Origin of the sequence: Nocardia sp. NPDC050630, assembly GCF_044457245.1 — a bacterium.
Taxonomy (GTDB): domain Bacteria; phylum Actinomycetota; class Actinomycetes; order Mycobacteriales; family Mycobacteriaceae; genus Nocardia.
On sequence record NZ_JBITGN010000001.1, the window covers coordinates 744,217 to 760,018 of the forward strand.

12 protein-coding genes are annotated in these 15,802 nt (G+C 66.5%); all 12 read left to right on the plus strand.

Annotated features, from left to right (window positions below):
* The first annotated feature begins 13 nt into the window (after positions 1-13).
* The 12 genes from ACIBG0_RS03310 (at position 14) to ACIBG0_RS03365 (ending at position 15,783) form a co-directional block, all read left to right on the plus strand.
* Entirely contained in the window at positions 14-970 is a 957-nt protein-coding gene (locus ACIBG0_RS03310) for an aspartate carbamoyltransferase catalytic subunit (protein WP_397028760.1), read from the plus strand.
* 76 nt (positions 971-1,046) lie between these two features.
* Positions 1,047-2,342 (plus strand): dihydroorotase, encoded by a 1,296-nt coding sequence (locus ACIBG0_RS03315; protein ID WP_397028762.1) that lies wholly within the window; start codon positions 1,047-1,049, stop codon positions 2,340-2,342.
* A complete protein-coding gene (locus ACIBG0_RS03320; RefSeq protein ID WP_397028764.1) occupies positions 2,343-2,840 on the plus strand; it encodes a transporter in 498 nt (165 codons plus the stop codon). It begins immediately after the preceding gene.
* Positions 2,837-3,949, plus strand: coding sequence for a glutamine-hydrolyzing carbamoyl-phosphate synthase small subunit (gene carA, locus ACIBG0_RS03325; RefSeq protein ID WP_397028766.1), 1,113 nt, complete (start codon positions 2,837-2,839; stop codon positions 3,947-3,949). Before ACIBG0_RS03320 ends, carA begins: the two co-directional genes overlap by 4 nt.
* Positions 3,949-7,257, plus strand: a complete 3,309-nt coding sequence (gene carB / locus ACIBG0_RS03330) for a carbamoyl-phosphate synthase large subunit (RefSeq protein WP_397028768.1) — start codon at positions 3,949-3,951, stop codon at positions 7,255-7,257. Before carA ends, carB begins: the two co-directional genes overlap by 1 nt.
* Positions 7,258-7,273: 16 nt before the next feature.
* The gene (gene pyrF, locus ACIBG0_RS03335) at positions 7,274-8,098 is read left to right on the plus strand and encodes an orotidine-5'-phosphate decarboxylase (protein WP_397028770.1); all 825 of its coding nucleotides are present in this window, start codon (positions 7,274-7,276) and stop codon (positions 8,096-8,098) included.
* Between the two features lie 647 nt (positions 8,099-8,745).
* Positions 8,746-9,063, plus strand: a complete 318-nt coding sequence (mihF, locus tag ACIBG0_RS03340; protein WP_040692163.1) for an integration host factor, actinobacterial type — start codon at positions 8,746-8,748, stop codon at positions 9,061-9,063.
* An 8-nt stretch (positions 9,064-9,071) separates the two neighbouring features.
* The gene (gmk, locus tag ACIBG0_RS03345) at positions 9,072-9,656 is read left to right on the plus strand and encodes a guanylate kinase (RefSeq protein WP_364340211.1); all 585 of its coding nucleotides are present in this window, start codon (positions 9,072-9,074) and stop codon (positions 9,654-9,656) included.
* Between the two features lie 59 nt (positions 9,657-9,715).
* Positions 9,716-9,997, plus strand: coding sequence for a DNA-directed RNA polymerase subunit omega (gene rpoZ / locus ACIBG0_RS03350; RefSeq protein WP_040692158.1), 282 nt, complete (start codon positions 9,716-9,718; stop codon positions 9,995-9,997).
* A 25-nt stretch (positions 9,998-10,022) separates the two neighbouring features.
* Positions 10,023-11,246, plus strand: a complete 1,224-nt coding sequence (gene coaBC, locus ACIBG0_RS03355; protein WP_397028771.1) for a bifunctional phosphopantothenoylcysteine decarboxylase/phosphopantothenate--cysteine ligase CoaBC — start codon at positions 10,023-10,025, stop codon at positions 11,244-11,246.
* Positions 11,247-11,531: 285 nt separating this feature from the next.
* Positions 11,532-12,746 (plus strand): methionine adenosyltransferase, encoded by a 1,215-nt coding sequence (gene metK, locus ACIBG0_RS03360; RefSeq protein ID WP_397028773.1) that lies wholly within the window; start codon positions 11,532-11,534, stop codon positions 12,744-12,746.
* A gap of 211 nt (positions 12,747-12,957) precedes the next feature.
* Positions 12,958-15,783 carry a hypothetical protein gene (locus tag ACIBG0_RS03365; protein WP_397030176.1) on the plus strand — a complete coding sequence of 942 codons (2,826 nt, stop codon included), beginning with the start codon at positions 12,958-12,960 and terminating at the stop codon, positions 15,781-15,783.
* The last annotated feature ends 19 nt before the right edge of the window (positions 15,784-15,802 follow it).

Sequence of the window (15,802 nt, forward strand, 5' to 3'; positions counted from 1 at the left end):
GCGAGGCGGAGTCGTGAGACACCTGCTGACGGTGACCGACCTCGATCGTGCCACCGCCACCGAACTGCTCGACGAGGCCGAACGCTTCGAACAGGCGCTGCTCGGCCGTGAGGTGAAGAAGCTGCCGACGCTGCGCGGTCGCACCGTGATGACGGTGTTCTACGAGAATTCGACTCGCACACGGGTGTCGTTCGAGGTCGCGGGCAAGTGGATGAGCGCCGATGTGATCAATGTCAGCGCGAGCAGTTCCTCGGTCGCCAAGGGCGAATCACTGCGCGACACCGCGCTGACGCTGCACGCGGCGGGAGCCGACGCGCTCATCGTGCGGCACCCGGCCTCTGGGGCGGCGCATCAGATCGCGCGCTGGATGGATGGGTGGGCGGTCGCCGAGGGGCGGCAGGGCCCGGCGATTATCAATGCCGGTGACGGCACCCACCAGCATCCGACACAGGCGCTGCTGGATGCGCTGACCCTGCGTCAGCGTCTCGGCGATATCGAGGGCAAGCGGATCGTCATCGTCGGCGATATCCTGCACAGCCGGGTCGCGCGCTCGAATGTCTTCCTGCTCGATACTCTCGGCGCCGAGGTTGTACTGGTCGCACCGCGCACGCTGCTACCGGTCGGTGCGGATCTGTGGCCCGCCCGGATCTCGTCATCGCTGGACGCCGAATTGCCCGGCGCCGATGCGGTGCTGATGCTGCGGGTGCAGCAGGAGCGGATGAACGGCGGCTTCTTTCCGTCGGCTCGCGAATATTCGGTCAACTACGGACTTTCCGAGCGCAGGCTCGCACTGCTGGACGAGAGCGCGGTCGTCCTGCATCCGGGTCCGATGCTGCGCGGCATGGAAATCGCCTCGCCTGTGGCCGATTCCCCGCAGGCGGCGATTCTGCAACAGGTGACGAACGGAGTGCATATGCGGATGGCTGTGCTGTTCCGGCTGCTGGTCGGTACTCAGGAGGCTGTCGCATGAGCGAACGAAGTGAGCGAATCATCATGTGCCAGCGCGCATGGCACATGCCGGAGCCGAGCGCCAGCGAGGTGAAGGCATGAGCCTGCTGCTCAAGGGTGTTCGGCCGTACGGCGAGGGCGAGCCGGTCGACGTACTCGTGCGCGATGGGGTAATCGCGGCCATCGGAACCGATCTCGGCATTATCGACGCCGAGGTCATCGACGCGCAGGGACAGATACTGCTGCCAGGCTTCGTCGATCTGCACACTCATCTGCGCGAACCCGGCCGCGAAGACACCGAGACCATCGAAACCGGTTCCGCCGCAGCGGCACTCGGCGGTTACACTGCGGTCTTCGCCATGGCCAATACCAACCCGGTCGCCGATTCGGTGGTTGTCACCGATCACGTGTGGCGGCGCGGCCAAGAGGTCGGCTTGGTCGATGTGTATCCGGTGGGCGCGGTCACGGTCGGCCTGGCGGGTAAGCAACTCGCCGAAATGGGTACCATGGCGGCCGGTGTCGGCGCGGTGCGCATGTTCTCCGATGACGGCCACTGCGTCTACGACCCGCTGCTCATGCGCCGCGCACTGGAGTACTCGAACTCCCTTGGCGTCTTGATCGCACAGCATGCCGAGGAGCCGCGCCTGACCAAAGGCGCTGTCGCGCACGAAGGTCCGACCGCGGCCCGCCTGGGTCTGGCCGGTTGGCCGCGTGCCGCCGAGGAGTCGATCGTGGCCCGCGACGCACTGCTGGCCCGCGACGCGGGTGCCCGTGTGCACATCTGCCACGCCTCCACCGCGGGCACGGTCGATCTGGTGAAATGGGCCAAGGCCCAAGGTATTTCGATCACCGCCGAAGTCACCCCGCACCATCTGCTGCTCGACGACTCGCGCCTGGAGACCTACGACGCGGTCAATAAGGTGAACCCGCCGCTGCGCGAGGTCTCCGACACCATCGCGCTGCGGCAGGCACTCGCCGAGGGCGTTCTCGACTGCGTCGCCACCGATCATGCTCCGCACGCCGAACAGGACAAGTGCTGCGAATTCGCCGCCGCCCGCCCGGGCATGCTCGGACTGGAGACCGCGCTGTCGATCATCGTGCAGACCATGGTCGAACCCGGCCTGCTGGACTGGCGCGGTGTCGCCCGGGTGATGAGCGAGCGTCCGGCCGAAATCGTCGGCCTCGACGGCCATGGCCGCCCGCTCGAGGTCGGCGAACCGGCCAATCTGACGCTGGTCGATCCGGATGCGACCTGGACGGTGCGGGCCGCCGAACTCGCCAGCATTTCGAATAACACGCCGTTCGAGGACATGACGTTCCCGGCTCGGGTGACAACGACGTTGCTCCGAGGCCGGGTAACCGCCCGTGAGGGCAAGGCGGCGGGAGGTTCGTAAGTGGAAAGAGCACTCTGGGTGGTCGGACTGCTCGCACTGTTCGCGCTGTGCATCTGGTTGATGTACCGAGGCTGGCACAACCGTGCCGCGCGGCAGGCGGCGCGGATCGGCGAACTACCGCACGTGCCGGGCGATCTCGGCGCTCAGGTACTGGAGCCGACCACCGGAATGTATCTCGGCAGCACTATCGCACCAAGCTGGCAGGACCGGATCACGGTGGGCGACTTGGGGTTTCGGGCCACGGCGGAACTCACGCGGTTCGAACGAGGGATTCTGCTCGAGCGCGACGGTGCGACGGTGCTCTGGATTCCAGAGGAATCCATTACCGCGGTGCGGACCGAACGCGGACATGCGGGCAAGGTTATGACGGAAGATGGTGTGCTGGTAATTCGCTGGAAGCTGCCGACCGGAACCGAGATAGATACCGGTTTCCGAGGTGACGACAAGACGGTGTACCCGGCGTGGGCCAGGGCGATGACGGGAGACGACGAGGGATGACACAACAGGCAGCATTGGTGTTGGAGGACGGCCGGGTTTTTCGCGGCACGGCCTTCGGCGCCGTGGGTGAAACACTCGGTGAGGCGGTGTTCTGCACCGCGATGACCGGCTACCAGGAGACCCTCACCGACCCCAGCTACCACCGCCAGATCGTGGTGGCCACGGCCCCGCAGATCGGCAATACCGGCTGGAACGACGAGGACGACGAATCCGGCAAGATCTGGGTCGCCGGATACGCGGTCCGCGACGCCTCGCGCGTCGCGTCGAACTGGCGCTCGACCGGGACTCTGCAGGACCAGTTGGACCGCCAGCAGATCGTCGGCATCGCGGGTATCGACACCCGCGCGCTGGTGCGTCACCTGCGCACCCGCGGTTCGATGAAGGCGGGGATCTTCTCCGGTTCGGCGCTGGCCGACGCTGATGAACTGCTGGCCCGGGTGAACGGACAGCCTTCGATGCTCGGCGCGGATCTGGCCGAAGAGGTCAGCACCGACGCGCTGTACACGATCGAACCGAATGGCGACCCGCGCTTCACCGTGGTCGCGGTCGACCTCGGCATCAAGACGAACACTCCGCGTATGTTCGCCCAGCGCGGCATGCGGGTGCATGTGGTGCCGTCGACCGTCGCGCTGGACCAGATCCTGGAGCTGAAGCCGGACGGTGTCTTCCTGTCCAACGGTCCGGGCGACCCGGCCACCCAGGACGGCGCCGTCGCCATTACCCAGGGCGTACTGGAACAGGGGCTGCCGCTGTTCGGAATCTGCTTCGGGAACCAGATTCTGGGCCGCGCCTTCGGTCGCAAGACCTACAAGATGAAGTTCGGCCACCGCGGCATCAATATCCCGGTCGTCGAACACGGCACCGGCCGGATCTCGATCACCGCACAGAACCACGGCTTCGCACTGGAGGGCGAACAGGGCGAACAGTTCGATACCCCGTTCGGCAAGGCCGAGGTCAGCCACGTCTGCGCTAATGACGGCACCGTCGAGGGCGTGCGCCTGGTCGATGGCCGCGCATTCTCGGTGCAGTACCACCCGGAGGCCGCTGCCGGACCCCATGACGCCGCCTATCTCTTCGACCGTTTCGCCGGTCTCATGGAAGGAGCCTGATGCCTCGCCGCGAGGATCTGAAGCATATCCTGGTGATCGGCTCGGGCCCGATCGTCATCGGCCAGGCGTGCGAATTCGACTACTCCGGCACCCAGGCGTGCCGGGTGCTGCGGGCCGAGGGCCTGCGGGTATCGCTGGTGAACTCCAACCCGGCGACCATCATGACCGATCCGGAATTCGCCGATTCCACCTATGTGGAACCGATTACCCCGGAATTCGTCGAGAAGGTCATCGAAAAGGAACGCCCCGACGCCATTCTCGCCACCCTCGGCGGGCAGACCGCACTGAACACCGCGGTCGCCCTGCACGAGCGCGGTGTGCTGCAGAAATACAATGTCGAGCTGATCGGCGCCGATTTCGAGGCCATCCAGCGCGGTGAGGACCGGCAGAAGTTCAAGGACATCGTCGCCAAGGTGGGCGGGGAGAGCGCGCGTTCGCGGGTCTGCCACACCATGGACGAGGTCCGCGAAACCGTTGCGGAACTGGGCTTTCCGGTGGTTGTGCGGCCGTCGTTCACCATGGGTGGGCTCGGCTCGGGCATGGCCTACAACGACGAGGATCTGGATCGGATCGCGGGCGGCGGTCTGGCCGCCTCGCCGACGGCCAATGTGCTCATCGAGGAATCCATCCTGGGTTGGAAGGAATACGAACTCGAGCTGATGCGCGACGGCCGCGACAATGTCGTGGTGGTCTGCTCGATCGAGAATGTGGACCCGATGGGTGTGCACACCGGTGATTCGATGACCGTCGCACCCGCCATGACCCTCACCGACCGGGAATACCAGCGGCTGCGCGACCTGGGCATCGACATCCTGCGCGAGGTCGGCGTCGATACCGGCGGCTGCAATATCCAGTTCGCGGTGAACCCGCGTGACGGCCGCCTGATCGTCATCGAGATGAACCCACGCGTATCGCGCTCGTCCGCATTGGCTTCCAAGGCAACGGGTTTTCCGATCGCCAAGATCGCGGCCAAGTTGGCCATCGGCTACACCCTGGACGAGATCGTCAACGACATCACCAAGGAAACCCCGGCCTGTTTCGAGCCGACTCTGGACTACGTGGTCGTCAAGGCCCCGCGCTTCGCCTTCGAGAAATTCCCCGGCGCCGACGCCACGCTGACCACCACCATGAAGTCGGTCGGCGAGGCGATGTCGCTGGGCCGCAACTTCGCCGAGGCGCTCGGCAAGGTGCTGCGCTCGTTGGAGACCAAGGCCGCGGGCTTCTGGACCAACGACGACGGCAAGTGGACCGATACCGAGGCCATCCTGGCCGACCTGCGCACTCCGACCGAGGGACGCATCTACCAGGTCGAGCGGGCGCTGCGCCTGGGCGCGAGCATCGAGGATGTCGCCGCGGCCTCGGGCATCGACCCCTGGTTCGTGGCCGAGGTGGCCGGACTGGTCGAGCTGCGCCGGGAGGTCATCGATGCGCCCGTGCTCGACGAGCCGCTGCTGCGCCGCGCCAAGCACTATGGCCTGTCGGATCGCCAGATCGCCGCGCTGCGACCGGAATTGGCTGGTGAGACCGGCGTGCGCGCACTGCGGCACCGGCTCGGTATCCGTCCGGTCTTCAAGACCGTCGACACCTGCGCCGCGGAGTTCGAGGCCAAGACCCCGTATCACTACTCGACTTACGAGCTCGATCCCGCGGCCGAGTCGGAAGTCTCGCCGCAGCGCGAGCGGGACAAGGTGATCATCCTGGGTTCCGGTCCGAACCGGATCGGCCAGGGCATCGAGTTCGATTACTCGTGTGTCCATGCGGCGCAGACGCTTTCGCAGGCCGGATACGAGACGGTCATGGTCAACTGCAACCCGGAGACCGTCTCCACCGACTACGACACCGCCGATCGGCTCTACTTCGAGCCGCTGACCTTCGAGGATGTGCTCGAGGTCTACCACGCCGAAACCGAATCGGGCACCGTCGCCGGTGTGATCGTGCAACTCGGCGGGCAGACCCCGCTGGGTCTGGCGCAGCGCCTCACCGATGCCGGTGTGCCGGTGGTCGGCACCAGCGCCGCCGCCATCGACTTGGCCGAGGATCGCGGTGAATTCGGTGACGTACTGGTCGCCGCGGGCCTGCCCGCGCCGAAGTACGGAACCGCGACCACCTTCGCACAGGCCAAGAAGATCGCCGCTGGCATCGGCTACCCGGTCCTGGTGCGTCCGTCCTATGTGCTCGGCGGACGCGGTATGGAGATCGTCTACGACGAGGCCTCGCTGGAGGGCTACATCTCTCGTGCCACCGAACTCAGTCCGGAACATCCGGTGCTGGTCGACCGCTTCCTCGAAGATGCCATCGAGATCGACGTGGACGCGCTCTGCGACGGTGACGAGGTCTACCTCGGCGGTGTGATGGAGCACATCGAAGAGGCGGGCATCCACTCCGGCGACTCCGCCTGCGCACTGCCGCCGATCACGCTGGGCCGTAGCGATATCGAGGCGGTGCGTCGCTCCACCATCGCGCTGGCCAAGGGCATCGGCGTCAAGGGCCTGCTCAATGTCCAGTACGCGCTCAAAGACGATGTGCTCTACGTCCTCGAGGCGAACCCTCGGGCGAGCCGGACGGTTCCGTTCGTTTCCAAGGCCACCGCGGTACCGCTGGCCAAGGCGGCGGCACGGATCACCATGGGCGCCACCATCGCCGAACTGCGCAAGGAAGGCATGCTGCCCGCCGAGGGCGACGGCGGGCATGTGCCGCTCGACGCCCCGGTCGCGGTGAAGGAAGCGGTGCTGCCGTTCCATCGGTTCCGCAAGGCCGACGGCAGCGGCGTGGACTCGCTGCTCTCACCGGAGATGAAGTCCACCGGTGAGGTCATGGGCATCGATGCCGACTTCGGCACCGCCTTCGCGAAGAGTCAGGCGGCGGCCTACGGATCGCTGCCGACCGAGGGCACGGTCTTCGTCTCGATCGCCAACCGCGACAAGCGGGCCATGGTGTTCCCGGTCAAGCGCCTCCACGACCTCGGCTTCCGGATCCTGGCCACCGAGGGCACCGCGGAAATGCTGCGCCGCAACGGAATCCCGTGCGAACAGGTGCGCAAGCATTCCGAGGAGGGGCCCGCCGAACAGCCCACTATCGTGGAGCAGATCCGCGACGGCGAGGTCGACATGGTGTTCAACACCCCCTACGGCAACTCCGGGCCGCGCGTGGACGGCTACGAGATCCGCACGGCGGCGGTCGGTGTGAACATCCCGTGCATCACCACGGTGCAGGGTGCGGCCGCGGCGGTGCAGGGCATCGAGGCGAGTATCAACGGCGGCATCGGGGTGCGTTCGCTGCAGGAATTGCATTCGGTGCTGCGTGGCTGACCAAGGAGATGCGGCGATGAAGACGTTCGGTGCCCGACTGCAGCACGCCATGCGGCATTTCGGGCCACTGTGCGTCGGCATCGATCCGCATCCCGGCCTGCTCGAATCGTGGGATCTTACCGACGATGTCGATGGCGTCGAGAAATTCGCCGAGATCTGCGTCGAGGCCTTCGACGGCCTGGTCGCGCTGATCAAACCGCAGGTCGCCTTCTTCGAGGCCTACGGTTCCGGCGGGATCGCGGTGCTGGAGCGCACCATCGGGGTGCTGCGGGCCTCGGGCACCCTGGTGCTCGCCGACGCCAAGCGCGGCGATATCGGCTCCACCATGGACGCCTACGCACGCGCCTGGCTGGGCGACGGACCGCTCGGCTCGGATGCGCTGACGGTCTCGCCGTATCTCGGATTCGGTTCGCTCGCACCGGCTTTGACACTCGCGGAGGTGAACGGCCGCGGTCTGTTCGTACTTGCCGCCACCTCGAACCCGGAAGGCGCGCAGGTGCAGCGGGCGCTCGCCGCGGACGGTCGCACGATCGCGCAGACCATGGTCGATGCGGCGGCGCAGTGCAACGCGGGCCAGGAATTCGGATCGGTCGGCATTGTGCTCGGGGCCACCCTCACCGAGGCGCCGGATCTTGCTGGGCTCAACGGTCCGATCCTGATGCCGGGTGTCGGCGCACAGGGTGGCGGTCCGGAAACCGTGCGTGAGCTCGTGCCGGAGCAGTTGTTGCATGCCGCGGTGCCGAATGTTTCGCGGGAGGTGCTCGGCGCCGGTCCGTCCGTCTCGGCACTGCGTGCCAAGGTGAGCGCACTGCAGGAGGAATTCGCCTTCCTACGGCGATGAGGTGGTGATGATCGCAATGGACCGACGCCTAGCCGTCGGTCCATTGCGCGTTTCCGGGTAGGAGAGCCGTTGACAGGGCATGACGTGTCATATCGAACAGCTGTGCGGCCCGCTGCGCCGATTTTCCTGTTTCCGGCATGCCTGGTGGCCGGGGCGGTGTCCTGATCGATCACAGAGCCAACTGGACCGGCACACAGTGCCGCTCGCTCTCGCCGCGCCGCGGTCCAGGCAAGGCCGGGATTTTTGTGGCGAGCACACGGGCGTGGCATGTGCGGTAGCCCGAAATCGGTCATTTCCCGTGCCGACACGCGCAAGAACAACGCGACACGCGGAAAAATCCTAGAAAGTTCCAGGTCGGACACATGACCGGTTGCTGGTCCGATGCGGGATGTCACCGCAACCAGTCCGCTAACCCCGTTTCGGCATGAAAAGCCCCTGCTAGCGGGGTATTTCGCAATTCCGGCGGTAGGATCACCGCAGCGATCGACGCGCTGCGCGCATCCCGCCGGGCCCGCCCCTACGACATCGGCGAATCATGCGCTGACCTGGGGGGTGGGTTCGCAATCGAGCAACGTCGTGGGTACGGTCGCTGAGACTGCTGGGTTACCGGCAGGAGTTGATGCAATGAACGATGAGACGGAGGAACCGTGGCCCTTCCCCAGCTGACTGACGAGCAGCGCGCCGCTGCTTTGGAGAAGGCGGCTGCCGCTCGCCGTGCTCGGGCGGAGCTCAAGGAGCGCCTGAAGCGTGGCGGCACCGACCTGAAGCAGGTCCTCACAGACGCCGAATCCGACGAGATCCTCGGCAAGATGAAGGTGTCGGCGCTGCTGGAGGCCCTGCCCAAGGTGGGCAAGGTCAAGGCGGCGGAGATCATGAGCGAGCTGGAGATCGCCCCCACCCGGCGTCTGCGCGGACTGGGTGATCGGCAGCGCAAGGCGCTGCTCGCCCGATTCGACTTCGCCTGACCACCAAGGTGGTCGAACACACGCGGAAGGGTCGACTGGTAGTACTGGTCGGCCCCTCGGCCGTGGGCAAGTCGACCGTGGTCCGCTGCGTCCGCGAGCGGCTGCCCCAACTGGTCTTCAGCGTGTCGGCGACAACCCGGGCCCCCCGGCCCGGGGAGGTCGACGGCCGCGACTACCGGTTCGTGTCCCGGGAGGAGTTCGACGCCATGATCGCGGCGGGCGAACTCCTCGAGTGGGCAGATATCCACGGGGGACTGCAGCGCTCGGGAACTCCGGCCGCACCGGTGCGTGACGCACTCGCCGCCGGCCTGCCGGTGCTCGTCGAGGTGGATCTCGAGGGCGCGCGGTCGGTGCGCAAGGCCATGCCGGAGGGGCTGCTGGTATTTCTCGCCCCGCCGAGCTGGGACGAACTGGTTTCCCGGCTGACCTCGCGGGGCACTGAATCACCCGAGGTGATCGCCCGCAGGTTGGAGACCGCCAGGACGGAATTGGCGGCCTGTGACGAGTTCGACATCGTCATAGTGAACGACGAGGTGACCAGCGCCTGTGAGCAGTTGGTATCGTTGTTCGTTAGCACAAATTCGAGTTCGTGACTCGCACTCTCGGAAAAACCACCCAGCCCGAAGAACCGATCCCCGCAGGAGCCCTCTCAGTGAGCAGTACGGACATCAAGCCCGCGCCCGCATACGACACTCCGGTCGGCCTCACCAACCCCCCGATCGACGAGTTGCTCGAGCGCACCTCGTCCAAGTACGCGCTGGTGATCTACGCGGCCAAGCGGGCCCGTCAGATCAACGACTACTACAACCAGCTCGGCGACGGCATTCTCGAATACGTCGGCCCGCTGGTCGAGCCCGGCCTGCAGGAGAAGCCGCTGTCGGTCGCGATGCGTGAGATCCACTCCGACCTGCTCGAGCACTCCGAAGGCGAGTAACAACCACATCTAGGCCGGAGGCGTAGTGACCACACGGATCGTCGTCGGCGTCGGCGGGGGGATCGCCGCCTATAAGGCCTGTTCGATCGTGCGCCGGTTCACCGAGACCGGGCACCAGGTACGGGTGATCCCCACCGAGTCGGCGCTGCAGTTCGTCGGCAAGGCAACCTTCGAGGCACTGTCCGGGAACCCGGTGCACACCGATGTGTTCACCGATGTGCCCGAGGTGCCGCATGTGCGGTTGGGTCAGGAGGCGGACCTTGTTGTCATCGCCCCGGCGACCGCCGATCTGATGGCGCGTGCCGCACAGGGTCGCGCCGACGATCTACTCACCGCCACGTTGCTGACGGCCCGATGTCCGGTGTTGTTCGCGCCCGCGATGCATACCGAGATGTGGGAGCATCCGGCCACCGTCGCCAATGTCGCGACACTGCGCGCGCACGGTGCGATCGTCATGGAACCCGCATCGGGCCGGTTGACCGGTACCGATACCGGTCCCGGACGGTTACCCGAGCCGGAGGAGATCTTCGGTCTGGCCACGCTGCTGTTGGAACGCGCCGATGCCATTCCGCGTGATCTGGTGGGCCGTCGCGTGGTGATCACCGCGGGCGGTACCAGGGAACCGCTGGATCCGGTGCGTTTCCTCGGCAATCGCAGCTCCGGCAAGCAGGGCTACGCATTGGCCAGGGTCGCCGCACAGCGCGGCGCCCACGTCACGTTGATCGCGGGCAATACGATCGAGATGGCCGCACCCGCCGCCGTCGACCTCGTACACATCACCACCGCCGAACAGCTCAAGACCGCCGTCGAGAAGCATGCGCTCGGGGCGGATGCGGTGATCATGGCCGCGGCCGTCGCCGACTTCCGGCCGACCACCGTGGCCGCGGCCAAGATCAAGAAGGGCGCACACGAGCCCGATATGATCCCGCTGACCAAAACCGACGATATTCTCGCCGGACTGGTTCAGACGCGTCGCGACGGTCAGCTACCCGGAACCGCCATCGTCGGCTTCGCCGCCGAAACCGGTGACGAACACGGCGATGTGCTCACACATGCGCGGGCGAAACTGGCGCGCAAGGGCTGTGATCTGCTGGTCGTCAACGCGGTCGGTGAGGGCAAGGCGTTCGAGGTCGACACCAACGACGGCTGGCTGCTCGGTGCCGACGGCACCGAACAGGCACTCGACCACGGATCGAAGGCATTGCTCGCGAGCCGGGTGCTGGATGCACTCGGTCCGCTGCTGCGCTGAGACTCATTGCCGCGCTTGGTTTGCTGGACATCGAGGGTGTCCGGTGGATACGCCGCCGAGTGATGGTTAGGCTGTTGTCGACCGCAACCCGGACTGGTCGATGTGTTGGAGGCTGGAGCCCCGGCCCGATATATCGACGGATTTCAATAGTCTGAGACAGTTGCCTGTCGTCAAACCCGTCGCGTCGGTGGTTTGGAATAGTCTGAATGAAGGGTTGTGCGGTGGCCACATCGCGTTACCGTCGCAATCCGATACGAGTAACCCGTTGAGGGAGAGGGAAGAACTGTGCCCACGTCCGGCAGCCGCCTTTTCACCAGTGAGTCCGTGACCGAAGGTCATCCGGACAAGATCTGTGACGCCATCAGCGATTCCATCCTCGACGCACTGCTCGCGGCGGATCCGCGCAGCCGGGTCGCGGTGGAAACTCTCGTTACCACCGGCCAAGTCCACGTCGCGGGTGAGGTCACTACATCGGCTTATGCGGATATTCCGAAAATCGTCCGCGAAAAGGTTCTGGAAATCGGATACGACTCGTCGGCAAAGGGATTCGACGGAAATTCCTGCGGTGTGAATATTGCGATCGGCGCGCAGTCGCCGGATATCGCACAGGGCGTCGATACCTCACACGAGGCGCGCACCGCCGGATCGGATGACGAGATCGAGCGGCAGGGCGCGGGCGATCAAGGCCTGATGTTCGGCTACGCCAATACCGATACTCCCGAGCTGATGCCGTTGCCGATCGCACTCGCACACCGGCTTTCGCGTCGGCTGACCGAGGTCCGCAAGTCGGGTGTGCTGCCATACCTGCGTCCGGATGGCAAGACCCAGGTGACCATCGAGTACGACGGGAATCGCCCCGTTCGCCTCGACACGGTCGTCATCTCCACCCAGCATGCCGCCGATATCGACCTGGATAACCTGCTGGCACCCGATATCCGCGAGAAGGTCGTCGACGTCGTGCTCGCCGATCTCGATCTGCCCGCGCCGCTGGATGTCTCCGATATTCGCCTGCTGGTCAACCCCACCGGCAAGTTCGTCCTCGGTGGTCCGATGGGCGATGCGGGCCTGACCGGTCGCAAGATCATTGTCGACACCTATGGCGGGATGGCGCGCCACGGTGGTGGCGCATTCTCCGGTAAGGATCCGTCGAAGGTGGACCGTTCGGCCGCCTACGCCATGCGCTGGGTCGCCAAGAATGTTGTCGCGGCCGGTCTTGCGGACCGGGTCGAGGTCCAGGTCGCCTACGCCATCGGCAAGGCCGCACCGGTCGGCCTGTTCGTCGAAACCTTTGGCACCGAGAAGGTCGATCCGTCGCGCATCGCCACGGCCATCACCGAGGTCTTCGACCTGCGCCCCGGCGCGATCATCCGTGACCTCGACCTGCTGCGCCCGATCTACGCGCCGACCGCCGCGTACGGCCACTTCGGCCGCACCGATGTCGACCTGCCCTGGGAGCACACCGACCGTGCGGACAAACTGCGTGCGGCCGTAGGCCTGTAGGAGCGGCTGAGATGGAAACCTCGACCGGCCCTGGGAGGCACTGCCTGATGCGTGCGGACAAACTGCGTGTGGCCGTGGGCGTGTAGGAGCGGCTGAGATGGATACGTCGACCTGCCCTGGGAGGCCCTGCCTGATGCGCGCGGCCGTAGGCCTGTAGTTAAAACGGGGCCGCGTGCACCAATCCACAGCGGATCTCACCGCCACGGCTCCCATGGATGCCGGAGCCGCGACGACGCACGATTCGACAGCAGCGGGACACCCGATCGCACGGGTGCTCCCGCTGCTGTCGCCTGCTCACCTGGACCGCGACTTCGACTATCTGGTGCCGCCGGAATTGGACGAAATCGCCCAACCCGGTGTCCGAGTCCGCGTCCGCTTCGCGGGGCGACTCGTCGACGGGTACCTGCTGGCCCGTCTGTCCCAGAGCGACCACACCGGCAAACTGGTCAAACTCGAACGCGTGGTCTCGGCAGAACGCGTTCTGACCCCGGAAATCCTGCGCCTTGCCACGGCCGTAGCCGCCCGCTACGCAGGCACCCGTGCTGACGTCCTACGCCTCGCGATTCCGCCGCGTCACGCGCGCACCGAGAACGGCGGCTCGAAGAAGGTGGTGGAACCCGAAGAGCCGCAGCAAGATTCGGCCGACTCGACTGACGACGGCCCCGAGAGGTCTATTAGTCGAGCGACACAGACGCCGATTCCTTCGCGCGGGCCGGCTCGCACATCCGGAACCTTGCGCGCGTCGCTCGATCGTCGACTTGCCGACGATTCCGCAGTCGAACCGCCCGCGGCCGCATCGTCGTCGCAGGGTTCGTCGTCGCCGGATCCGGTGCCGGTAGGCGACTCGGCGGCGTCGCAAGCCGAGACCGTCCGGCCTGCCGAAACTCTGAATGCCGCAGCGGCCGTGGTGGATTCCAGCGACCCGCAGTCGGTGGGTGATGCTGCTACAGCGGACAAATCTGGCGAAGCCGCTGCCTCTGTTGATGTGATCGCAGAGCTCGATTATTCCGTCGATGCGCGTACGGCACGGGGCGAGGCGGTCGATGTAGCACAGGTTCGATCCTCTACTGGTTCGGTGCCCGCGCGGTCGGCCGACAGTGTGGCTGGGGCGTCGCTGTCCGATCCGATCGAACTGATGGCGGATTCTGGTGCTGTGGCGTCGGTAGGGCCCGCGGGTGCGGGTTCTGCGGATGCTGGCAACGCAAGAGATGCGGAGGCGGCGGGGGCTGGGGCGGAGGCGCTGTCGGATTCGATCGAATTGATGGCGGATTCTGGTGCCGTGGCGTCAGCAGGGCAGGCTGGTGCTGGTCCTGGCGCTGCCGGAGCAGGGGCGGCCGCGCCGGAGGGTTTGCTCGTTGTCGATGCCGCCGAAGCGGCGAATACTGCTGCGGCGCCGGCTGATTCGAGCGGCAGGGAGCTGCCGGACGGGGTGGATCTGCAGGTTTGGGAGCGATACATTCATGGGGCAGCGTTTGTATCAGCGCTGGGGCAGGGGAAAGGGGTGCGGGCGGGGTGGCAGGCGGTACCGGGGGAGGATTGGGCACGGCGGTTGGCTGAGTTGGCGGCGGTCGTCGTCGGTCGGGGGCGCAGTGCGATTCTGATGGTGCCGGATCAGCGGGATCTGGATCGGGTATTGGCCGAATGTGTTCGGCTGGTGGGCGATTCGGCGGTCGGATTGGCGGCGGGGTTGGGACCGGCGGCGCGGTACCGGCGGTGGTTGGCGGCATTGCGGGGAACTGCGCGAGTGATTGTCGGGACGCGCAGTGCGGTGTTCACGCCCGCGGTCGACCTCGGGCTGATCGCGATCTGGGATGACGGGGACGACACCTATGCCGAGCCGCGCGCGCCGTATCCGCATGCGCGCGAGGTCGCGATGCTGCGGGCACACGAGACCGGTGCGGCCTTCGTAGCTGCCGGATTCGCCCGGACGGCGGAGATCCAGGCGGTGGTCGATTCGGGGTGGGCACACGATCTGGTCGCCGATCGTGCCGTGGTGCGTAAATTTTCGCCGCGTATCAGTGCGCCGGGCGACTCTGATATCGCGATGGAGCGAGACCCGGTCGCGCGGGCGGTCCGCATTCCTGCCGTTGGTTACGCTGCCGCGCGATCCGCACTCGCGGAAGGCGCGGCGGTCCTGGTGCAGGTACCGCGGCGCGGCTACATTCCCGCGCTGGCCTGCGCGAAATGCCGCACGCCCGCACGATGTCGGCACTGCAACGGCCCGCTCGCCCTGCCGGATGGGCGAGCCGGGCATCGCAGCGCGACGGCGCATAGTCCCGCGTGCCGCTGGTGCGGAATCACCGAGGCCGCATACCGCTGTCCGGTGTGCGCGTCCCGGGCGCTGCGTGCAGTGGTCATCGGCGCGGTTCGCACGGCTGAGGAGCTCGGTCGGGCTTTTCCTGGTGTGCCGATTCGCGGGTCCAGCGGCGGCGCGATACTCGACACGGTGGAACCGGGTCCGCAGGTAATTGTCGCGACAGTCGGTGCGGAGCCGGTGCTGCCCGGCGGCTATGGCGTCGCGCTGCTGCTCGACGGTTGGGCGCTACTGAGTCGCGCGGACCTGCGCGCCGCCGAGGACACGCTGCGCCGCTGGATGTCGGCCGCCACCCTGGTGCGCAATCACGGTCAGGTCATCGTCATGGCCGAACCCTCGCTGCCCACCGTCCAGGCGTTGCTGCGCTGGGACCCACTCGGCCACGCCCGCGCCGAGGTGGCCAGCCGCGCCGAAGTCGGCTTCCCGCCCGCCGTGCGGATGGCCGCGATCGACGGGACCTCCGATTCCATTGCCGAATTGCTCTCCGCCGCAAAGCTTCCCGACAATGTCGACCTACTCGGCCCGGTGCCACTCCCGCCCGGCGCGCGCAAACCCTTCGACAGTGGCGATACCCCGGCCGAAGTCGAACGCATGCTTCTGCGCGTGAACCGCACCTCCGGCGCTGCCTTAGCTCGCGCCCTCACCGCTGCCCAGGCCGTCCGCAGCACTCACCGCTCCGACGCCCCCCTCCGAGTCCAAATCGACCCGGTCGACATCGGCTGAGACTGAACCGCAGCCCGGC

What these genes read in the sequence shown, in the direction of transcription:
- ACIBG0_RS03315 (WP_397028762.1), top strand. Translation starts at nt 1,047, where the DNA reads ATGAGCCTGCTGCTCAAGGGTGTTCGGCCGTACGGCGAGGGCGAGCCG.
- carA (WP_397028766.1), top strand. Translation starts at nt 2,837, where the DNA reads ATGACACAACAGGCAGCATTGGTGTTGGAGGACGGCCGGGTTTTTCGC.
- ACIBG0_RS03365 (WP_397030176.1), top strand. Translation starts at nt 12,958, where the DNA reads ATGGATGCCGGAGCCGCGACGACGCACGATTCGACAGCAGCGGGACAC.
- pyrF (WP_397028770.1), top strand. Translation starts at nt 7,274, where the DNA reads ATGAAGACGTTCGGTGCCCGACTGCAGCACGCCATGCGGCATTTCGGG.
- carB (WP_397028768.1), top strand. Translation starts at nt 3,949, where the DNA reads ATGCCTCGCCGCGAGGATCTGAAGCATATCCTGGTGATCGGCTCGGGC.